This window comes from Gemmatimonadota bacterium (assembly GCA_026387915.1).
In the GTDB taxonomy this organism is placed as follows: Bacteria; Gemmatimonadota; Gemmatimonadetes; order Gemmatimonadales; family Gemmatimonadaceae; genus Fen-1231.
In genome coordinates this window covers 1-21,205 of record JAPLKS010000021.1, presented here as the reverse complement: position 1 = coordinate 21,205, position 21,205 = coordinate 1, and the positions used below count along the sequence as shown (strand labels likewise).

20 protein-coding genes, 1 tRNA gene and 1 pseudogene are annotated in these 21,205 nt (G+C 61.8%); 15 read left to right on the top strand and 7 right to left on the bottom strand.

The annotated features are described in order from the left end of the window. Positions 1-78: 78 nt before the first annotated feature. The 3 genes from NTZ43_13780 (at position 79) to NTZ43_13770 (ending at position 4,214) form a co-directional block, all read left to right on the top strand. Positions 79-162, top strand: a tRNA-Arg gene (locus tag NTZ43_13780). 203 nt (positions 163-365) lie between these two features. Next, positions 366-2,807, top strand: a complete 2,442-nt coding sequence (locus NTZ43_13775; protein MCX5768282.1) for a prolyl oligopeptidase family serine peptidase — start codon at positions 366-368, stop codon at positions 2,805-2,807. Next, positions 2,808-4,214 (top strand): amidohydrolase family protein, encoded by a 1,407-nt coding sequence (locus NTZ43_13770; protein MCX5768281.1) that lies wholly within the window; start codon positions 2,808-2,810, stop codon positions 4,212-4,214. Between the two features lies 1 nt (position 4,215). Here the strand turns inward: NTZ43_13770 and NTZ43_13765 are convergent, their stop codons facing one another. Both NTZ43_13765 and NTZ43_13760 read right to left on the bottom strand, forming a co-directional pair. Further along, positions 4,216-4,698 (bottom strand): hypothetical protein, encoded by a 483-nt coding sequence (locus NTZ43_13765; GenBank protein MCX5768280.1) that lies wholly within the window; start codon positions 4,696-4,698, stop codon positions 4,216-4,218. Beyond that, positions 4,695-5,093: a helix-turn-helix transcriptional regulator gene (locus tag NTZ43_13760; GenBank protein ID MCX5768279.1), complete on the bottom strand. Its 399-nt coding sequence runs from the start codon at positions 5,091-5,093 to the stop codon at positions 4,695-4,697. Before NTZ43_13760 ends, NTZ43_13765 begins: the two co-directional genes overlap by 4 nt. A gap of 148 nt (positions 5,094-5,241) precedes the next feature. Here NTZ43_13760 and NTZ43_13755 point away from each other — a divergent pair, with 148 nt between their 5' ends. From NTZ43_13755 to NTZ43_13740, 4 genes are all read left to right on the top strand, one after another. After that, positions 5,242-5,796, top strand: coding sequence for a MarR family transcriptional regulator (locus NTZ43_13755; GenBank protein MCX5768278.1), 555 nt, complete (start codon positions 5,242-5,244; stop codon positions 5,794-5,796). Positions 5,797-6,042: 246 nt separating this feature from the next. Beyond that, positions 6,043-6,564 carry a YceI family protein gene (locus NTZ43_13750; GenBank protein MCX5768277.1) on the top strand — a complete coding sequence of 174 codons (522 nt, stop codon included), beginning with the start codon at positions 6,043-6,045 and terminating at the stop codon, positions 6,562-6,564. 166 nt (positions 6,565-6,730) lie between these two features. Continuing rightward, the gene (locus NTZ43_13745) at positions 6,731-8,827 is read left to right on the top strand and encodes a S9 family peptidase (protein MCX5768276.1); all 2,097 of its coding nucleotides are present in this window, start codon (positions 6,731-6,733) and stop codon (positions 8,825-8,827) included. 52 nt (positions 8,828-8,879) lie between these two features. Then, the gene (locus NTZ43_13740; protein MCX5768275.1) at positions 8,880-10,571 is read left to right on the top strand and encodes a serine hydrolase; all 1,692 of its coding nucleotides are present in this window, start codon (positions 8,880-8,882) and stop codon (positions 10,569-10,571) included. A gap of 78 nt (positions 10,572-10,649) precedes the next feature. Here the strand turns inward: NTZ43_13740 and NTZ43_13735 are convergent, their stop codons facing one another. Next, positions 10,650-11,927, bottom strand: a complete 1,278-nt coding sequence (locus tag NTZ43_13735) for an aminotransferase class V-fold PLP-dependent enzyme (protein MCX5768274.1) — start codon at positions 11,925-11,927, stop codon at positions 10,650-10,652. Positions 11,928-12,368: 441 nt separating this feature from the next. On the opposite strand from NTZ43_13735, the gene NTZ43_13730 reads away from it, so the two are divergent. Together NTZ43_13730 and NTZ43_13725 are read left to right on the top strand one after the other, a co-directional pair. Further along, entirely contained in the window at positions 12,369-13,886 is a 1,518-nt protein-coding gene (locus NTZ43_13730) for an amidohydrolase family protein (protein MCX5768273.1), read from the top strand. Positions 13,887-13,969: 83 nt separating this feature from the next. Then, the gene (locus NTZ43_13725) at positions 13,970-14,824 is read left to right on the top strand and encodes an SDR family oxidoreductase (protein ID MCX5768272.1); all 855 of its coding nucleotides are present in this window, start codon (positions 13,970-13,972) and stop codon (positions 14,822-14,824) included. 7 nt (positions 14,825-14,831) lie between these two features. Here NTZ43_13725 and NTZ43_13720 read toward each other — a convergent pair whose 3' ends face one another. From NTZ43_13720 to NTZ43_13710, 3 genes and pseudogenes are all read right to left on the bottom strand, one after another. Next, positions 14,832-15,131, bottom strand: a complete 300-nt coding sequence (locus NTZ43_13720; GenBank protein MCX5768271.1) for a type II toxin-antitoxin system RelE/ParE family toxin — start codon at positions 15,129-15,131, stop codon at positions 14,832-14,834. Further along, positions 15,128-15,409 carry a type II toxin-antitoxin system Phd/YefM family antitoxin gene (locus NTZ43_13715; GenBank protein MCX5768270.1) on the bottom strand — a complete coding sequence of 94 codons (282 nt, stop codon included), beginning with the start codon at positions 15,407-15,409 and terminating at the stop codon, positions 15,128-15,130. The genes NTZ43_13720 and NTZ43_13715 overlap by 4 nt, the downstream gene beginning before the upstream one ends. A 187-nt stretch (positions 15,410-15,596) precedes the next feature. After that, positions 15,597-15,848: pseudogene (locus NTZ43_13710) on the bottom strand (BrnA antitoxin family protein). A gap of 270 nt (positions 15,849-16,118) precedes the next feature. Between NTZ43_13710 and NTZ43_13705 the strand changes: the two are divergent. From NTZ43_13705 to NTZ43_13690, 4 genes are all read left to right on the top strand, one after another. Continuing rightward, positions 16,119-16,652, top strand: coding sequence for a hypothetical protein (locus NTZ43_13705; GenBank protein MCX5768269.1), 534 nt, complete (start codon positions 16,119-16,121; stop codon positions 16,650-16,652). Then, a complete protein-coding gene (locus NTZ43_13700) occupies positions 16,621-17,061 on the top strand; it encodes a nucleotidyltransferase (GenBank protein MCX5768268.1) in 441 nt (146 codons plus the stop codon). The genes NTZ43_13705 and NTZ43_13700 overlap by 32 nt, the downstream gene beginning before the upstream one ends. Positions 17,062-17,249: 188 nt before the next feature. Then, positions 17,250-17,594, top strand: a complete 345-nt coding sequence (locus NTZ43_13695; GenBank protein ID MCX5768267.1) for a hypothetical protein — start codon at positions 17,250-17,252, stop codon at positions 17,592-17,594. Positions 17,595-17,597: 3 nt separating this feature from the next. After that, the gene (locus NTZ43_13690) at positions 17,598-17,987 is read left to right on the top strand and encodes a type II toxin-antitoxin system PemK/MazF family toxin (GenBank protein MCX5768266.1); all 390 of its coding nucleotides are present in this window, start codon (positions 17,598-17,600) and stop codon (positions 17,985-17,987) included. 158 nt (positions 17,988-18,145) lie between these two features. Here NTZ43_13690 and NTZ43_13685 read toward each other — a convergent pair whose 3' ends face one another. After that, positions 18,146-18,454 (bottom strand): HigA family addiction module antitoxin, encoded by a 309-nt coding sequence (locus NTZ43_13685; protein ID MCX5768265.1) that lies wholly within the window; start codon positions 18,452-18,454, stop codon positions 18,146-18,148. 153 nt (positions 18,455-18,607) lie between these two features. On the opposite strand from NTZ43_13685, the gene NTZ43_13680 reads away from it, so the two are divergent. After that, the gene (locus tag NTZ43_13680; GenBank protein ID MCX5768264.1) at positions 18,608-19,825 is read left to right on the top strand and encodes an acyl-CoA dehydrogenase family protein; all 1,218 of its coding nucleotides are present in this window, start codon (positions 18,608-18,610) and stop codon (positions 19,823-19,825) included. A gap of 159 nt (positions 19,826-19,984) precedes the next feature. Then, positions 19,985-20,998 carry a Fic family protein gene (locus tag NTZ43_13675; protein ID MCX5768263.1) on the top strand — a complete coding sequence of 338 codons (1,014 nt, stop codon included), beginning with the start codon at positions 19,985-19,987 and terminating at the stop codon, positions 20,996-20,998. Positions 20,999-21,205 lie beyond the last annotated feature (207 nt).

Here is a 21,205-nt window from a genome sequence, read left to right as displayed (position 1 = left end):
CGGCGCTGGCCGTATGCTGATGGGAATACTCGCAGCGCGTATGTCGCAGCGTACGCGTCGATCACCTCGGTGATCCCGGCTCGAGTGGCGAAAACGGTAGACGCGGCAGACTGCGAATTTGCTGACCGAAAGGTCGTCCGGGTTCGAATCCCGGTTCGAGCACGGGCGAGTGTTCGTTGTTGCGGATGCAGAACGGAATCCCTAAATTCACCTCCGATTCGCAGTCTGCCAGTCAGCGGGGCTCGCGCCAGGTGGCGCGGCCCCGCTTTCTTTTCCCTCACACCGTCCTAGCCCACACCCACTCTGGCGCCCACCTCCCACATCCAAGCACCTTTAGCAGTGACAACACACCCGCTGAGGTTCTTATGTGGCGCTCACGTTCCGTTGCCCTGCTTGCCCTGATCGCCGCTGCCGTGCAGCTCCCGGCACAATCAACACGGACGCTCACTGCGCCCGCGAGCACCACGAGCACCACGAGCACCACGAGGCTCACGAGTCACGCCACCGCGCGCCCCGCCTCGGCCCGCGCCGACTCCCTCGGCATCCGCGACCTCCTCGACATCGCCACCACCACCGTCGCCGATCTCTCCGCCGCCGGCCGCTGGCTCGCCCTCACCATCACCACCCGTCGCGACCAACTCGGGGCCGAAGCCGCACGCGACGGTGATCCCAGCTACCTCCGCGCCATCCTCACGCGCTTGATTGTGGTCGACACAAAATCCCTCGCACAACGCGCTGTCTTCCCCACCAAGAAATCGGTACGCGGCGCCACCTGGAACCCCGACGGCTCCAAGCTCGCGATGATTGTGCTCGAGAATGACGCACAGACGGTGACCGTGTGGGATCGTGCGAGTGGCAAACTCAGCAGCGCCAAACTCCCCGCCACGCACTACGTCGCCGAAAACAGTGAGCTCCGTTGGAGCGACGACGGCGCCGCTCTTGTTTTTGCCGCGCGCCAAGTCGGCTGGAAAGCCAAAGCCACGCAGCGCTTCAACGAACTCACCAAGGGCCCGGTCACCGTTCTTGACGGCACCGAAGATTTTCTTGAGTGGGACGCCATGAACCGACTCAACGAAGATCGGTCCATCGTCCAGTGGCACGTCGCCGCCAATACCGTCACACAACTCCACGCCGACGCACTGCTCGGCGCCTGGACCCTCGCCAAAGACGGCAGCGCCATCACTACGCAGCAAGACATTACCAAGAAAACCGATTACGACATTATCGGCGGCCGCGATTGGAAACTCGTCGCGCGCACTTTTGCAGGCGACGCGCCCACTAGCACGAACTCCATCGCCTCGCGCCCCGTGAAAAACGAACGCACCATTCTCGCCTCCCTCAAAGGCGCACAACTCGCTTGGGCCGACGACGGTCAACGCTTTGCTATCACCCGCGACGGCCGCATTGCTATTGGCTCCATTACCGACACCGCCACCAAACAAATACTCGGCCCCGCCACAGTGAGCCGAGCCGGTGGTAACAGCGCCGCATCACCAGCGGCCACGAGTGGCGCACCGGCACCCAGCGCTCCCGACACCAGCGCCGCCGCCCGCGCCCTCCGCGCCAAAGAACGCTTTAGCGTGAATCGCTGGAGCCCCGCCGGCGACGCGCTGCTCGCCACCAACAGCGAAGGCTTTTGGATTGTTGATGCCGCCAGCGGCAACAAAGAACTCATTGTCACCACGCCCGACTCGTCCGACGCCAACACGCCGCGCCCCACGCTTGTGGCGTGGAGCAACGACGGCCGCTATTTGTACTTTGCCGAAAATGCGCGCACCGAGTGGAATCGCTCGCTCGTGCGTTACGACCGCACAACGAAGCAGAAGCAATCGCTTGTGCACGGCAACAAGTTCTACACCAATCTTCGTCTTTCCAAAGACGGCGCCACCGCCATCCTGAATGTTGGCGACGGCAATCACATTGCCGACGTCTACGTCGCCGACGCCACCCTTGGCAACATGCGGCGCGTGCTCGAGAGCAATCCGCAGCTCGCCGCAAAGCCTATCGCCAAAACAGAACTCATTCACTACCTCGACGCCGACGGAAAAACGCGCTACGGCGTGTTGCATTACCCCACCGAGTACGAGAAAGGCAAGAAGTATCCGACCATCATGCTCGTGTACGAAGATTTCTTTGACGACGCGTGGGACGCCTTTGCCAACATCCTCGCCTCGCACGGCTACGCCGTGGTCAAGCCGTCGGTGGGTTTTGAAATCGGCTACCCGGGCGAAGCCTGGGTGAAGGGCGTCACCGCCGCCGCCAACGAAGTGATTCGCATGGGCGTCGCCGACAGCTCGCGCATGGGCGTGCAGGGCACGAGCTACGGTGGCTACGCCACCAACCTGCTCGTCACGCAAACCGACCGCTTCAAAGCGGCCATCAACATGAGCGGCAAGGTCGACTTCATTTCGTTCTACACCGACAGCCCACGGCTCGGCGTGCGCAACATTCACGCCGCCGAAAAAAGCCAAGACCGCATTGGCGCCACCATGTGGCAGCAGCCGCAGAAGTATGTGCAGCACTCCGCCATCATGTTTGCCGATCGCATCAAGACGCCGCTCCTCTTGATGACCGGCGGCGAAGACCACAACGTGCCCGCCATCAACACGCGCGAGATGTACTACGCGTTACGGCGCCTTGGAAAAACCGTGACGTGGGCGAACTACGCCAACGGTGGACACGGCGTGCCAAACACCACCGAAAGCGACTTCATGGATTATCATCAGCGTATGCTCGATTGGTACGCCAAGTATCTCGCGGCGCCCAAGAAGAATGCCAACGCCGCGTCTCACGGAGAGCAGCACTAAATGCGCATGAAGAAAATGGTCGTCGCGGCCGTCGCGTCACTCGCGAGCCTCGCGTTACTCGCGAGCCTCTCGTTACTGGCCTGCGCCCCCGTGCGCACCAATACCACCACTACCAACTCCATCACCTATTCACCAACCGCTCGCGCCTACCACTTTGCGCGACTCGTGGACGGCACCGGCGCCATCACCAACGACGCGGTGATTGTCGTAGACGGCGATCGCATTGTGAGCGTCAGTTCCGGCACCAACTCCGTACCAGCGAGCGTGCCAAAAGTTGAACTCACCAACTACACCGCCGTCCCTGGCATGATCGATGTGCACACGCACATGACCTACTACTGGGATCATGCCCCAGGCTCACGCCCGTACGGCGCCGGCAACACACGGCGCACCCCGCAGGAACTCGCCACGGTCGCCATGGAAAACGCCCGCCTCACCCTCGAGACCGGCGTCACCACCGTCCGCGACCTCGGCGCGTCGAACTACACCGACGTCATGATGCGCGATCGCATCAACAAAGGACTCGCCATCGGCCCGCGTATGTTTGTGGCGGGCTTTGGTCTGCAAAAAATCATGCCGCCCGCTCCGGGGGCTACACCACCAGCCGGTGCGGCGCGCGCGGGCGGCGCAGGAGCTGCCGCGACTACTGCACCCGCAGTCCCGGGCTGGATGCGCAGTCGCATTGCGAACATCAGTGAAATCGCCGGCGCCATCAAAACACAAATCGACAGCGGCGCCGACGTCATCAAGATGTACGGCTCACGCGGCACCGGCGCCGACACCAGCACCGCGCAAACGTTCAACTACGACGAAATGAAAGCCGCTGTCGACGCCGCGCACGCGCTCGGCCGTCGCATTGCCATTCATTCATACGGCGCCGCTGGTGGACGCGACGCCGTGCGCGCGGGCGCCAACACGGTTGAGCATAGCATTGAGCTCGACGACGCCACCCTCGCGCAGATGGTCAAGCAAGGCACCATCTATGTGCCGACCATCGACCACAATCGCTACTACGCCGACTTCCGCGACGACTACGGTTACACATTCGAACAAGCACTCGGCCTCGACGCCTACCGCGCCCGCAATCTCGAAACCGCACGCCGCGCGCACAAAGCCGGCGTAAAAATCGCCATGGGCTCCGACGCCGTGCACATGATGTTCGGCCAGAACACCCGCGAACTCGGCTTGCTCGTGCAAGCAGGGATGACTCCGCTCGATGCCCTCAACACCGCCACCGTGATTGGCGCCGAAGTGCTCGGCATGAGCAACACACTCGGCCGCGTGGCGCCGGGCTACTTTGCGGACATTGTTGCGGTAGAGGGCGACCCCACGCGCGACGTGAATGCGTTGTTGCTTGGCGTGCGCTGGGTGATGAAAGGCGGGGCGGTGGTGGTGGACAAGCGGTAGCTCACGAAAGACGCCGCTCTTCGTCCAGCGCTTCCAGTTCGGCCAGCACTTCAAAGTCCTTGGGCCGCCCCGCTGCGCGCTTGACCTTGATCAACCAAGGCAGGTCGAGCACCCGCGTGTCGTGCCCGAACACCGAGAGCGTTGCCGTGTGTGGCAGGATGTCTTCGTAACGTCCGCCGCCCGTGATTTCGCCAAGTAGGTCGAGCGGGCCCAGGGCGGTGACGAGCGTAAAGTTGAGGCCCGCGCGCAGCGTGGCCACCGACCAATCGAATGGCAGTCCTGGCGGCGCGCCGCGCAAATACGGCGCGTGCGGCCGCACGGCCTGCACGAGCCGTTCAAGATTCGCCTCGGTCCGTGCGTACACCACGTCTACATCCTGCGTGAGGCGCGCCGAACCATGCGCGATGGCGGCCACACCACCCACGAGCACAAAATCCACCTGCCCTCGGCTCAGCATGTTCAAGAGTGCAGGAAATGGCGTCACGGGTGTGGCCTCGTTTTCGGTTTCGTGCACTGCGTGCGCATGGCCTTTCCCGCACGTTTGAGTTCTTCAGCGAATGTCCAATGATCGCAGAGCGATTGCAATCGCATTTCCACACTCTTCTGAATGTTTTCACGCAACAACGTGCGATCCACATCTTTTTTGTAGGCCTCGATCACCGGGTCGCGAACCGGTGCCGGTACCAAGCGCAGCTCCAGCTCACACCCCGCCGCGCGGGCCAGACGTTCGAGTGTCGCGATGGTCGGGCTCACCGCGTCGCGTTCAATGCGCGCGACCACCGACTGCGCTGTCCCCGCCGCATCAGCGAGCTCGCGCTGCGAGAGCCCCGCACTGGTACGCGCGTCGTGCAACGCGACTGATATAGATGAGATAGCCATATAGCTATCAAGATAGCGTAAAAGCTATCATATCACAACCCCTTATCCAACAACATCTTAGCGCATTTCGGCGTGAGGTCCGCCGACTGTTTTTGCTATTGCGACTCCGCGCTGTCCGTAATACCTTAGAACTGAGATGAAATCCCCCGTGTCGTCCCCACGCGCTCCGCGCGCCAAGTCTGCGAAGGCCGCTCCGGCCGCCAGCGCCGACACCCCAGCCATGCCGGCCCTCCGATCGTCGCGCCCGCCGGCGGCCTTCGATCCCAAAACCGCCACCGCGCTCAACCTCTGGGTGGTGCTGGCCCGCGCCTTCAACGCCGTCTCTGCGTTTTCGGCGCGCGACATCCAACGCCACGATCTCACCACGGGTGAGTTCGCCGTGCTCGAGCTCCTGTATCACAAGGGCCCGATGCTCCTCGGCGAAGTGCAAAAGCGCGTGCTCGTCTCGAGTGGCGGCACCACCTTCTTGGTGGATCGTCTCGAGAAACGCGGACTCGTCGCGCGCCAAGCGTGCCCCACGGATCGTCGCGCACGCTACGCACAACTCACGGCGGCCGGCGAAAAGCTGCTGCGCGACATTTTTCCGAACCACGCCAAAGTGATGACCGCCGCCGTTGCCGGGCTGAGCCAGGCCGACCAAAAGGTGGCCGCCGTGCTGCTCAAGAAGCTCGGGCTCACCGCCGCGACCCTCGCAGGCGAGTAGGCGAGTAGGCGAGTAGGCGAGTAGGCGAGTAGCCGAGTAGCCGAGTAGCCGAGTAGGCGAGTAGGCTCGGTTCGCGGCCTCCGCCAAACCCCGGCGGCGGCGAGCAAAGAGGCCCGGGCGCTGGCACTGCTTCCGCCTGGTGACACCCCTCCATTGACATCGCCCAACAAATCAATATATTCTCAGTAGTAAGATACTTACCACGGAAATATCTCCGTACCGCTCCCCAACACCTTTGGAGTACATATGAACTGGAATCTCGACACCACCCACAGCATCGCCGAGTTCGCGGTGAAGCATCTGATGATCTCGACGGTCAAGGGACGCTTCAAGACCGTCACCGGCACTGCCACCACCGATGATGCCGGCACGCTCCTCAGCGCCAAGATCGACATTGACGTTGCCAGCATCGACACCAACGTGGCCGACCGCGACAATCACCTCCGCGGCGCCGATTTCTTTGACGTCACCAACTTCCCGGCCATGACGTTCGTGTCCTCGAAGGTTGAGCAGAAGGGCACCGACATCACCGTCACGGGCGACTTCACCATGCGTGGCGTCACCAAGCCGCTCACCATGACCGGCGAAATCACCGGCATCATGAAGGATCCGTGGGGGCTGAGCCGCGCCGCCATCAATGTGTCGGCCAAGCTCAAGCGCTCCGACTGGGGGCTCACCTGGAACAGCGCGCTCGAGACCGGCGGTGTGGTGGTGGGCGACGAAGTGAAAATCACGCTCGAATCCGAAGCCGTCGTCGCACAGGCGTAATGCAAGCAGGGCGAGTAGCCGGTACGCCAGAAACACCAGTAACATCAGTAACACCCCGCGGCGCTACGCCCCATATGGCGTAGCGCCGTTGTTGTTGCCTCCGGAGCGGCTGGTGCGAGGTGTGTGTTCGTCGCATATTCGACACGCACCCCACTCGGAGTTTTCCATGCTGTCACGATCGTCCCGCGCCGCATCCGCGCGCGTACTCGGCTTGATCGCCGCGTTGCTCCCCGCTGCCCTCAGCGCGCAGAGCAAACGCCCCATGAATGCGGACGACATTATGCGCGTCCGCGGCGTGGCCGGAGCTTCCATCTCGCCCGCGGGCGATCGTGTGCTCTACACGGTATCAGCGTGGGAACACACCAACGCCAATCCCGCACGCGGCGACACCGCACTCGGCGACAAACACGATCGTCGCTCCCACGTGTGGATCGTGCCCTACACGGGCGGCACCACTCGGCAGCTCACCTTCAGCGAGCGCGGGGAATCGCAGCCACGTTGGTCGCCCGACGGTTCGCTCATTGCCTTTGTGAGCGCGCGCGGCGCGGCCACCGGTGAAGACGGTCCGCGTCCGCAGCTTTGGTTGCTCAATTCCGATGGCGGCGAGGCCTGGTCCATCACCTCCGCGCGCGACGGTGTCACCGCCTATTCGTGGAGCCCCGACGGCCAGCGCATTGCGTACCTCACCACCGACTCGATCTCGCGCGACGCCGAAGCCAAGCTACGCCGCCGCGACGATCCCAAAGTGTATGAAGGCGATCTGCGACTCAGCCATATCTGGGTGGTAGACGTTGCCACCAAGAAGGCCACCAAGATTACGAGCGGCGAGTACACCGTTCGCGGTGCGCCGAACTGGTCGCCCGATGGCACCAAGCTCGCCTTTGATGCGTCGCCCACCAATCTCATTCGCGATCAGCGTCGCGATGCGTATGTGGTGACCATCGCCACCAAGCAGCTCGATGCACTTACCACCGCGCACGAAGCAATGAGCACGCCGTCGTTCTCGCCCGACGGCAAGACCATTGCCTACACCGCGATCGGTCAAGAGTGGAAAGGGTATAAGGACGGCATCATGCCGCGCACGCTGCGCAATGAACATCTCATGATGTTCGACGTCGCCACGCGCGCCCTCACTGATCATGCGCAGGCGTCGTTTGATGTGGCCGTGGGCGAACCGCGCTGGTCGCCAGACGGCAAGCACATCTGGTTCACCGCGAGTGATCGCGTGTGGCAAAGTCTCTACGATTACACCATTGCCACCAAGAGCTACGCCAAGATCACCAAGGACGTGCTTGTGGGTGGCCTCTCGGTTAACCGCGACGGCAGCAAGATGGCGATGGTGCTCGACACGCCCGATTGGCCCGCAGAAATATTTGTGCAAGATGCCGCCGCGCCAACGCCCAAGCGCATCACCAATACCAATCCGTGGCTCGCAGAGATTGCCATGGGCCGCTCGGAAATCATTACCTGGAAGAGCAAGGACGGTTCGTTAGTAGAAGGCGTGTTGCTCAAGCCCGTAGGCTACACCGCCGGCACCAAAGTGCCCCTTCTTGTTTCGGCGCATGGTGGTCCCACCGGCGCGCACACGAATGGCTTCAAGGGCGGCACGAGCCCCGGGCAAACGTGGGCGTCGCAGGGATGGGCAGTGCTGTATCCCAATCCGCGCGGCTCCACCGGATACGGCGAAAAGTGGATGCGCGGCAATATTCCCGATTGGGGCGGCGGCGATTACCGCGACATCATGACCGGCGTGGACGAACTCATTCGCACCGGCGTCGTGGACTCCACACGCATGGCCTTTGAAGGCTGGAGCTACGGCGGCTACATGACGTCGTGGGTGGTGTCGCAGACGGGGCGCTTCAAGGCCGCGATGATGGGCGCTGGACTGCCCTCGATGCTCTCGATGGCCGGCACCACCGACATTCCGGGCTACATCGACACCTTCTTCAATGGTATGCCACAGTACGACGGCAGTATTGTGAACGCGAACATCAAGCACTACCTCGAACGCTCCGCCATCAGCTACAGCGACAAAGTCACCACGCCGCTACTCATTCTGCACGGTGGTAACGATGAACGCGTGCCGATTGGACAGCCGATGGAGTTTTATCGTGCGCTCAAAGATCGCGGCAAGACCACCGAGCTCGTGTTTTACCCGCGCGAAGGGCACGGCTTTACCGAGTATTATCACCAAATGGATCGCATGAAGCGCGAGTACGAATGGATTTCCAAGTACACGCTCGGGCCGAAGGTGCTGCAGTAACAACAGCGCACACGCTTCGATTCATCCAACCACTCACTCTCTTCGAACTGTTATGGCTTTGAACACATCGCGCGCGGCGTCGCGCAACGCTCTGTTCGCTGTTGCCGTCGCCGCGGCGTTGTGTGTGCCAGCAGGTCTTCGCGCACAGGCAAGTGCCTTTGCCCTTGCGCCAGCGCAGATCGACGCGGTGTTCAAAGATTTTGGCAAGAACACACCAGGGTGCGCCGTCGGTATCTACAACCGCGGCAAGATTCTTTACGCCAAAGGGTACGGAATGGCCGACCTTAACCTCGGCGTTCCCATCACTCCCAAAACCGTTTTTGATATTGGTTCCACATCCAAACAGTTCGCAGCCGCGTCCATTGTGATGTTGGCCAACCAAGGCAAACTCTCGCTCTCCGACGACGTTCGCAAATTCATTCCCGAACTGCCAAGCTACGGATCGACCATCACCATCGATCACATGCTCCGGCACACGAGCGGCCTGCGTGACTACAACGGCCTCCTCTACCTCGGCGGACACTACTTCGAAGATTTTACCGACGACGCCGACGCACTCAAAATCATCGTCGCGCAACGCAATCTGAACTTTGCCCCAGGCACCAACTGGGACTACAGTAACAGCGGCTTCTTTCTCCTCTCCGTGATTGTCAAACGCGTCACTGGGCAAACGTTGGGTGATTTTGCGAAAACCAATTTCTTCACCCCGCTCGGCATGCCCATCACGCATTTCCGCACCGATCACACGGCCATTCTTGCGCATCGCGCCACCGCGTATTCGCCGAGTGAGAAGGGTGGGTTTTCGATTGACATGTCCGATTGGGACCAAGCCGGCGACGGTGCCGTCAACACCAACGTGCTCGAGCTCGCCAAGTGGGACGCTAATTTCTACGACGCTAAAGTTGGCGGCACGGCGTTGATCAGTCGCATGCAGGAGCGCGGCGCGCTGAACAATGGCGACAGCGTGCGCTATGCGCGCGGCCTGTTCGTGGACACATATCGTGGCCTTCGGCGCGTGCATCACGGCGGCGCCTGGGCCGGTTACCGTGCGATGCTCATGCGTTTTCCCGAGCAGGGGCTCTCCATTGGGCTCACCTGCAATGTGGGGAACGCCGACACGCAATCCCGCTCGGAGCGTGTGGCCGACGTTGTGCTAGCACAGGCGTTCAAGGAGCCCGCGGGTGGAGCGAAATCGCCAGCGGTTGCTCAAGGTACGAGCGCTCAATCTGCGACGTTCGATGCCGCGCCCTATGTTGGCAGCTACTTCTCGGAAGAGCATCAGTCAGTGCTGAGCATCACCAATGATGGCGGCAAAGGTGTGCTCTCAGTGCTCGGTGCAAAACTTCCGCTTTCATCGTCGCGTGAAAATCAACTGGAGGCAATGGGCGGCGCCGTGACGCTGGCCTTTACCGAAGGGCGCACGCGCGCTGCGTTGACACGGGGCGGGGCGCCGAGTGGCAGCTATCGTCGTATTGAAACGGTTACGCCAACCTCGAGCGAACTCGCGCAAATCGTGGGCGTCTATACGAGCGCGGAGTTGGGAACCAGCTGGACCGTGCGCAATGAGAATGGAAAACTGCTTATTGCGGGCCGCGCGATTGGTGAGTCGCCGATGGAGCCGGTGATGAAGGATGCATTCACCATGGGGCAGGGCTTTGTTGCCTTCACTCGCGACGCGAGCGGCAAGATCAACGGCTTTGAGGTGAGCGCGAGCCGCATGCTGCGGATTCGGTTCGACCGGTAAAGTACAAGGGCGCCGACGCATCGAGCGTCGGCGCCCTGCGCGCATATCATCCGTGACCGATGAATGCGTCGAGGTGCGCTATGAAAGCGCCTCGAGCAGGCGGTCGATGTCTGCCATGTCGTTATAGACCGACGGTGACACCCGCAACCAGTTCTTCGTCACGCGCACGTTGATCTTTGCGGCCGCGAGTCGCTTGGGCACATCGCTCGAGCCAACATTGGCTTTGGCAAAGGTCACATTGCCACCGGTCGCAGTACTCGGCGTTACGCTCGAAAAACCAAAGCGCGGCATTTCCTGCTGCAGTTTACGAATGAGCGGCAGGCGATGCGCCTGAATGTTGGCCACGCCAAGCGCCTGCACGTATTGCAGCGACGTGGCGAGGAGCGTGACGTTCACTTCCACGCTCCCAGTGAGTGAACCCGTTTCGAATATCCCCTGTGCCGTGCGATTGAAGCTGTACGACACGGGCGTGTAGCCACCCGCCGGAAGGGTGGGCGGATAGTTGGCGTCAATGTCATCGGCTTGGTAGTAGCCGTGTACGGGACGTTCGATTGTGTCGAGTACCTTCTCGCTCGCGTAGAGAAAGCCGAGCCCAAAGTCGCCCATCAGCCATTTGAAGCTGGAGCAGGAGGCAAAGTCGATGCCCGTGGCTTTCACATCAAAGGGTTCGGCGCCCGCCGCGTGCACAATGTCGGCGTACACATACGCGCCGTGCGCATGCGCGAGGTCGGCCACGGCTTTAAGGTCGTGCTGAAAGCCATTGTACATCGCCGCGGCTGACACTTCGATGAGGCGCGTTTTGTTATTGACCGCGCGTTCGAGGTCGCGCATATCGATGCGCGCGTCGGCGGTGGGTTGTACTACGCGCACGTCGAGTCCGCGCTTTTTGAGTTCCATGAGATGCATAATGGAACCTTCAAAGTGCAGCCCGTCGGTCACCACATTGCCATCAAAGCGATGATCGAGCCCGAGCGCGCGCGTCACAAGATTCTCGCCGGCGCTCGTGCTCGAGACGTGCGCAATCTCCGACGGCTTAGCATTGATCAACTGCGCAAAGAGCGCCCGCGGCGTGGGCGCGCTCGGTCCAGAGGCCACCGGTGCGCGCATCGCGCCACGCCGATCAGCTGCGGCCCGCGCGGCCTCCACAGACACCTTGGGAATGGGGTGCGTGTACGCGGCATTGAGATAGGAGTAACCGTTCTCAATGGTAAAGTCGGCCTTCCGTGGAAACTCCGCGCCGGGCGCGGGCATTTCAGTGGGCCGCGCATCGCCCGTGGCGGGCGCACTGGCGCCCAAGCCAAACGACTGCGCGGCGGCAATCCCGCCGACCGAGGCCAGCATTTCGCGTCGATTCATATCCATGTACGTCTCCAGTGCGTCGGCTCGGTGTGATAATCTAGCGCGTTGATCAGACCCGGTCGCTGCGCGAAGGCCCCCCGCATACGGCGTCCATACAGCGAGCGCCTTCTGCGGGGGGCCTTCGCTTGCGCCCTGCCCGTAGCGAGCGACGAGTGTCGCGTGTGCGCCCGCCCGCTCTGTAGCGCCCATCGAGCGTCGCCGCCCCGGACTCACTCGAACACACCAGCCCCAGGACAGCTCCCCCACGCAGCCCGCGGAAAGGGGTCTCGCCGTAGGGCGCTCGCTGTATGGACGCCCGAAGGGGAGACCCCTTTTCGCGCGGCGTCGCGCGGACCAATCCATAAGCGACGGAGTGCGGACCAATCCAAAAGCGGCGCTGGTAGCGAGTCACAAGCACAGGCGATAACGTATGCGAGCGCCTTTTCCCTTGGAGACCCCATGACCCGCCTTACCCGTGCCGCGCTCTTGCTCGCGGTGGCCGCCTTTCCGCTCGCCGCCCAGACAAAGGGTGTTACACACGGCACCCGCCCAGCCCGTCTCGTCATTCGCAACGCGATGATCGTTGACGGCAACGGCACCCCCGCGCGCGGGCCCGTGGACATTGTGATCGACGGCAACACGATCACGCAAATCGTAAACCTCGACCCCGTAGCGCTCAATCGCGGGCAGGCGCGCCGGCCACAGGGCGACATTCAGATTGACGCCACCGGCCGCACCGTGCTGCCCGGGTTGATCAACTCGCACACGCACATGCAGAGCAATCGCTCCGGCCAGAGCATGGGCGGGTTCGACTACTATATGAAGCTGCAACTCGCCAACGGCATCACGACCGTGCGCGAAGTGGGCGCTGAGAACAACAAGGGCGCGATCGATCTGCGCGAGAAGTCGGCCAAAGCCGAGATTGTTGCGCCGCGCATTCTGGTGTATCCGCAGTTCGCCAACGAAGAAGGGCGCGGCGTGACCACGCCCGCGCTCGCGCGCGAACATATTCGCCGCCTCAAAGCCCTTGGCGCCGATGGCGTGAAGTTCGGCGGCATCGATCGCGATCTCATGGAAGCCGCGTACGACGAAGCGCACAAGGTTGGGCTTCCCACCGCGCACCACATTGGCGTGGAAGAAACCAACGCGTGGGACGAAGTGAAGTTTGGCGGTCGCAGCATCGAACACTGGTACGGCATTCCCGACGCCGCCATTCCCGATCTCCGTCAGCACTTTCCGAGCAACTACAACTATTTGAATGAGACCGACCGCTTTCGTTGGGCCGGTCGCTTGTGGCGCGAGGCCGACCCCAAGATTCTCGACTCGCTGCTCACCGCGATGGTCAAGGCGAACGTGACGTGGGTGCCTACGCTCGACATTTACGAAGCCAGCCGCGATCTGCAGCGCGCGCAGAACCAACCTTGGTTCAAGGACATGTTGCACCCCTCGCTCGCCAACTACTTCAAGCCCGACCCCGCTAACCACGGCTCGTACTTCATTGGCTGGAGCAGCACCGACGAAGTGTACTGGAAGGAGAACTACGCGCTTTGGATGGGCGCGCTGCGCGATTTTGAACGCAAGGGCGGCATCATCGGTTGCGGCGACGATGCGGGCTTTATTTACGAGGTGTACGGCTATGGCCTCGTGCGCGAGATGGAACTGCATCAGGAAGCCGGCTTCAACCCCATCAAGATCATTCAGCATTGCACCGGCAACAACGCCAAAATCCTCGGCATGGAAAACAAAATCGGCCGCATCCGCGCCGGCTTTCTTGCTGATCTAATTGTTGTGGATGGCAATCCGCTCGAAGACATCAAGGTGCTCTACGCCGGTGGCACGAGCGCCATTCGCGACGGCAAGGAAGTAAAAACGCTCGGACCCGAGTGGATCATCAAGGACGGCATCCCCTACAACGGGCCGCGCTTGGTGAGTGAAATCAAGGACATCGTTGCCAAGGCCAAGGCCGGCAACAAGTAGCACGCCGCGCGCACGGTGAATGCCTCACGTGCGGCATTCACCGTGCGCGCGCAACACTCTTCCGCATCGCTCAGGAGCTACGCGTGTTCGAGAAAGATCTCCTCAAAGGCAAAGTCGTTCTCATCACCGGCGGCGGCACCGGACTCGGCCGAGCCATGGGAGAACGCTACCTCGAACTCGGCGCCAATCTCGCTATCTGCGGGCGACGTGAAGAAGTGTTGAAAACCGCCGCCACCGAAATGGTGGCGGCGAAGGGCGGCGAAGTGTTCACCATTCCGTGCGACGTGCGCGACCCCGAGCAGGTGGAGAACATGGTCGCCGCCGCGTGGGAGCATTACGGCGGCGTAGATATTCTCGTGAACAACGCCGCCGGCAACTTTACTTCGCCCACGGAGTTGCTCTCACATCGCGCGGTGGATGCGGTGCTCGGTATTGTGGCGCACGGCACCTTTTATGTGACGCTCGCCCTCGGCAAAAAGTGGATTGCCACCAAGCACAAAGGGCGCGTGCTCAGCATTGTGGCCACGTATACCGACAGCGGCAGTGCCTTTGTAGTGCCCAGCGCCGCCGGCAAGGCCGCGGTGCTCGCAATGAGTAAATCACTCGCCGTGGAGTGGGCGCGCTATGGCATTACGATGGTGTGCATTGCGCCCGGCCCGTTCCCCACGCCAGGCGCGTGGGAGCGGTTGATGCCCGACCCCGCGCTGCACGCCTCGGCGATCAACCGTATTCCGCTCAAGCGCGTGGGGCGGTATGAGGAGTTGGCGAATCTCGCGAGCTACTTGGTGAGCGACCAAGCCGAGTATATCAACGGCGAGTGCATTCGCATTGATGGCGGCGAGTTTATTAAGGGGGCCGGGGAGTTCAGCTGGATGGAGCAGCTGACCACGGAGCAGTGGGTGGCGCTGGCGGAGAAGGGGAAGAAGGTGGGGAAATAGGTCTCCTTCAGCCGTCAGTGATCTCCGCCGTATCCCACGCGCGGCGGGCGTGCCTGATGGTCAGTACCACCACGCGCTTGCCGTCCACGCGGTAGATCACGCGATACGGCGCGTGCAAGATTTCGCGATACTCCGGCCGATTGATTTCCGGCACTATCCGACCGCGCTTTGCGAGTCGATCGAGCGCGGAGATCCGCGCCAGAAGTTGTTCGAGCCACGCCGTAGCGGCCTGCGGCCGATCCTTGGCGATGAAATCGACTGCCTCCGTCGCACGCTGGAGGGCACGAGGCGACCAGACGACGTTCACTTGGCGTGACGGCTCCGCAATTTCTTAGCGACTGCGGCGTGCGAGAGTGTTTTGCCGTCGGCCACCTCATCCTCGGCGGCGCGGACGTCCCGAAGCAGTTCGAGTTCTTCCGTCAGCGCTTCGTAAGCGGCGATATCGAGCAATACTGCCGCACTCCGTCCATGCTGTGTGAGGTACATCGGCGCTCCACTCTCGCGCACTTGACCAATGAAGTGGGCTGCGTTTGCGCGGAACTCGGTTACCGGCTGGATGTCGCGGCTTGGTTTCAGCGTTGCCATGGGTGTCTCGTGAAAAATAGAACGGTACAGAATAACGTACCGAAATTTCTTTTCCGCCGCAACGGTCACTCCGAGGCGGCGGCTATTTCGCCACCTTCTTGTGGGGAGCCTTCTTGTGGGGCGCCTTCTTGGCCGGAGCCTTCGCCGGTGAGCCGACTGCTGTGACCGGATACTGTCCTCGCTCCTCCGCAATCCGATCGGCGAGATAGACTTTCATGAGCGATTGGTAGGGTACGTCACGTTCGTTGGCGAGCGCGCGGAGTTCATCGAGCATGCCGAGCGGCAGCCGGAGCGAGATGGTTTGGGTGGAGGGCTTGAGGTTGGGGAACGACACCTTGCGACCCTTGCTCCAGTCGATGTAGTCCGTGGTGTCATGCGTCATCCAGAAGGCACCCGCTTCCTCATCGGAAGCAAATTTCGGGATGGGTTTGAGTTTCATTTGCTTCGCACGCTTGCTCATATCGTTCGCGCTCCACTCGGCAGTTGGCGAGCATCAGATGTGTATATTATGACAATATACAAAAATTGGAAGCCTGCCCAGCTCAACAACTTCACCCCAAGGCCTTCGTCGGCCCCCACCATTCCCTTGCCGCCCGAAGCGCCGCGCCGCGGCCCCCGCAGGGCCGCGGAGTACCGTCCGTCGAACCCAGTCGGAGCTCTTCGCGCTTCGGCATTGAGTACTACAGCGTAGTATGCGACATTGTAGTATATGCCACCCTCCTCCCCCCGCGACCTCCGCAGCGCCGTGCTGCCAACAGCCCCAGCCGCCGTAAACGCCGCGCAGCTTCGCGCCTTGCGGCGTTCACTCCGCGCCTCGCAGGCGGTATTCGCGCGGTTCCTCAACGTCAGCACGCAGCTCGTGCAGGCCTGGGAGGGTGAGCGTCGCCGGCCGGAGGGTGCCGCGCTGCGATTACTGGAGATTGCGCGGCGCGATCCGGGGGCGGTGTTCGAAGGATTCGCGGAGCCGCACACCAAGCCGCACACCAAGCCGCGCGCGGGGTCGCATGCGGGGTCGCATGCGGGGTCGCCGGCTCCCGTGCGGGATCGTGCCACCGTCCGCGTTCGCGTGATGCGGCAGTGCGACGACATCCAAGGTACTGATACCCTTGCCATGACTCCGGCCGAACGCTTGGAGATGATGTGGCCATTGGCGCGCAGCGCCTGGGCCTTTACCGGAGGGCGAGTCAGTGCTGAACCCGGACTTTCGCGACATGTTGTCCGCATTCAACGCCGAGCGCGTTGAGTATTTGGTGGTGGGCGCGTATGCGATGGCGCAGTACGGCTACGTGCGTGCCACGGGCGATCTCGATTTTTGGATACACCGAACACCGGAGAACGCCGATCGCGTACTTGGCGCGCTCGCGGCGTTCGGCGCGCCCCGCGGGTTGGTAAAGCGATCCCATCTACTGAAGCCCGATATCGTTGTGCAGGTCGGGGTGGAGCCGAGTCGCGTGGATATTCTCACCTCGATTGACGGGGTGAAGTTTGAGGCCGCGTATAAGGCCCGCACCGAAACGGAGGTGGGTGGTGTGCGCGTGCCCTTCGTGAGTCTCGCGCACCTGATTCAGAACAAGCGGGCGACGGGGCGAGAGCGGGACCAATCCGATGTGGCGATGTTGCAAGCGGCGACCAAACGGCGAAAGGCACGGTAGCCCCGCTATCAGGCTGCCTGAGATCTGCGACAAACCGTGTCTAACTCGTTTACAGACAATAATTTACGATAAAGCCTCGCTTTAGTGCCATACTTGACGCCATACCTTATTCTGCCTACTATACACATATGAAGATCGGCGCTGAGTGGATGCCGTTCTCGACTACAATTCTCTGAGCCACGAGTCCGATGACTTTGTCCGCGCACGCCACCTCCTCTTCGCCGGCCGGCCGCCGCCGCCGGTCTACCGCGCAAGATCCGCTCAAGAAGGTGACGCTCCGCCTGCACCACTCCGTGGCCAGCGCAATTCGCGCTCTCGTCGAGTCAGGCGAAGCAGCCAGCGCGGACGCCTTTATCGAAGCGGCCATCGTCGCTCAACTGCGCGACAATCGTCGCAAGCATGTGTACGAGTCGTACGCGGCCGCCGCCGATGACGCGGAGTTTATGAAGGAAATGCACGACACCGCGCGCGCGTTCGACCACACCGTAAGCGACGGACTCTCGGCGCACGACCACGATCACCACGAGCGCTAGCGCGTGTCGTACACCGGAGTGGTGCATCGCTGGGATGTGTACTGGGCCGATCTCGAACCTGGCGTTGGCCACGAACAGAAGGGCGCACACCGTCCAGTGATTGTTGTGTCGAACGACGGCTACAACGCCACGTTCCGCATGGTCACCGTGGTGCCGACCACTAAGCTCGAGCACAAAGTGCGGCGCGTCTATCCGTTTGAAGTGCTGCTTCCCACGGGCACGCTCACCGCGCAGCACGCGAGCATCGCCATGCCGCAGCAGGTGCGGTCGATTTCATCGCTGCGATTGGTTGAGAAGATTGGTGTGCTGAGCGATGCGCAGCACCAAGCGGAGATTGAGAACCGCCTCCTCGAGCACCTCGGCATTGTGTTTGAGGCCGACGAGCTCGCGTAGCTGACCGTCGTCGTTGCGCTGTGGCGCTCCGCCCCTCACGCTACGGCGAGAAACATAAAGAACACGCCGGACACCAAGGCATTGGTGTCAAGAATGACGCTCACCGTGCGCGGCGGACCTTTGTCACAGCATTCGCCACGTCGGCCGGCCGGAGGACGCTACGCTATCGCGATCGGACGAATCTTTTTCAACTCCGTCGTCAACGCAGAGTGATGCGCGTGGTACAGATCCCAAGTGAGTTGCAGGTTCAGCCAGAACTCTGCCTCCACGCCAAGTAATCGTTCCAGCCGCAGCGCGGTGTCGGGCGTCATGCCGCGCTTGCCGTGAATCAGTTCATTGATACGTGGATACGACACACCAATGCGCTCGGCTAACTCCGTCTGGGTAATACCGAGCGGCTTGAGAAACTCTTCCATGAGCATGGCGCCCGGGTGGGTCGGCGCGCGGTGCGTGGGGATTCGGGCCATGTCCCTGCCTCGGTGGATGAGGCCGGAGTATAACGAATAACGTTATACGTTACAATCCGGGGTTCGGCCGATGGCAGCCCCCTCGCCACCGCGATAGATTCTAAGTGCGCCCCCCACGCCCTCCCTCACCATTCCCCCGCCACGGGTACCTGCATGACCCCCACCGGCGCTGCCTACTTAAAGGAAGTACGCTCCTTCCTCGACTCCCACGTCTTTCCCGCCGAAACAGGCGTGATGAGCAAGCCCTTCGCCGAGAGTGTGCCATTCCTGGCCACCCTCCGCGCTGAAGTCAAAAAGCGGGGGCTCTGGGCGCCGCATCTCCCGGAATCGCTCGGCGGCCGCGGAATGACGTTGAGCGAGTTCGCCCACGTCTCCGCCCTGCTCGGCGAGAGCCCGATTGGGCACTACCTGTTCAACTGCCAAGCGCCGGATATCGGCAACAGCGAGCTGCTGCACGACCACGGCACCGCGGCGCAGAAAAAAGAGTGGCTCGAGCCGCTCGCGCGCGGCGACATTCGCAGCTGCTTCAGCATGACCGAGCCGGAGTTTGCGGGGAGCAACCCGATTCACATGGGCACCACGGCGGTGCGCGATGGCAACGACTATGTGATCAACGGCCACAAATGGTTTATTAGCAGCGCCGAGGGGAGCGCGTTCACCATTGTGATGGCGGTGACCAACCCGGCCGAAGCGCCGCACAAGCGGGCGAGCCAGATCATTGTGCCCATGAACACCCCCGGCATTACGCTGGTGCGCAACATCAGCACCTTTGGGCACGCGGGGAGCGATTGGATGAGCCACGCCGAGTTGCGCTATGAGAATGTGCGCGTACCGGTGACCAATATTTTGGGCGCCGAGGGGGATGGGTTCAAGTTGGCGCAGGAGCGGCTCGGCCCAGGGCGCATCCATCATTGCATGCGGTGGATTGGCATTTGCGAGCGCGCGTTCCGCTTGATGTGTGAGCGCGCGGTGAGTCGCGAGCTGAACCCGGGCGAGTTGTTGGGGCATCAGCAGGCGGTGCAGTTCTGGATTGCGGAGAGTCGCGCGGAAATGGACGCGGCGCGGCTGTTGGTGTTAGACACGGCCGCCCAGATTGAGGCGCGCGGCGCGCACGAGTCGCGTGAGCGGATCAGCTTGATCAAGTTCCACGTGGCCGGCGTGTTGCAGCGGGTGCTCGACCGTGCCATTCAAGTACACGGCGCGCTCGGCGTCACAGACGACACGCCGTTGGCCGGTTGGTATGCGCACGAGCGCGCGTCGCGGATTTATGATGGGCCAGACGAAGTGCACAAGGCGAGCGTGGCGCGCCGGATTTTGAAGGAGTACGGGTTGCCAGGGCGCCGGCGTGGGCCGGCGGGGGAATCCAGATAGAAAAAGGCCGTATTGTTTGCATTTAGGAGGGTATATGTATAGATTTATGCCTATTGCTATACATATCCGATCCTGAGGTAAAGTAAACTGACATATACGACCTTTGACCTCACCCCTCTCGACGAGGCGGCACTCGAGACTCCCGCGATTCTGCGGGGGGTGACGGACGCGTCGCGTCAGTTGGCGGAGCTGAAGGGAGTGGCGGCTTCGATTCCGAACCAGCGCATTTTGATCAGCGCGCTGGGGATACAGGAGGCGAAGGACTCGTCGGCCATCGAGAACATTGTCACCACGCACGACGAGCTTTTTCGCGAGTCGTCCAACAGCAGCGAAGTTGCCAATCCGGCGGCGAAGGAAGTGTTGCGTTACCGTCAGGCGCTGCAGGTGGGCTATGATCTCGTTCGCCGAGACGGACTGATCACGAACAACCACATACTGCAGATACAAGCCAAGTTGGAAGAAAACAGCGCCGGATTTCGGCGGGTGCCCGGCACAACGTTGAAGGACGGAGCCGGCCACGTGGTGTACACACCGCCGCAGGATGCGACGCGCGTGATTACGCTGATGACTGAACTCGAGGCGTTTATCAATGCGCCGCGTACCGAGCGCATGGACCCGCTCGTGCGGATGGCGGTGATGCATCATCGGTTTGAGAGTATCCATCCGTTCTACGACGGCAACGGGCGCACGGGGCGGATTTTGAACGTGCTCTTTCTTGTGAAGGAAGGGCTGCTCGACATACCGGTGCTGTACATGAGCCGACACATTGTGCAGACCAAAGGGGAGTACTACCGCCTCCTGCTGGCCGTGCGGGAGCAGGGGGCGTGGGAGGAGTGGGTGACGTACATGCTCACTGCGGTGACGGAGAGCGCGCGTGAGGCGATTGCGATGGTGGTCGCGATTCGAGAGGCAATGCTTGAGGTGAAGCATCAGGTACGGAGCGGGTTCAAGTTCTACTCGCAGGATCTGATCAACAATTTGTTCGCGCATCCGTACACGAAAATCCAGTTCGTAGAAAACGATTTGGGTGTTTCGCGTATCACCGCGACCAAGTACTTGGACGCGCTCGCCGAGGCAGGGATTCTGGCCAAGACGAAGGTGGGTCGATCGAGTTTTTACATCAACGTTCGGCTCGTTGGTATCCTGGCTGATTCGGCTCACACCGAGAGATGACGATGACCCTGTGGGAATACGCGGACGGCGAGATGCCGAAACGACGGGAGACTCAGGGATGAGCGCGGAAATGCCGCTGGCAGCGTTGAGTGCGTGGGCGGCCGCGCAGGCGCCGAGCGTGGGTGCGGTGCGCGAGATTCAGCAGTACCCCGGCGGGTTCAGCAACCTGACGTATTTGATCGCGGCGGACGGTGGCACCTTTGTGGT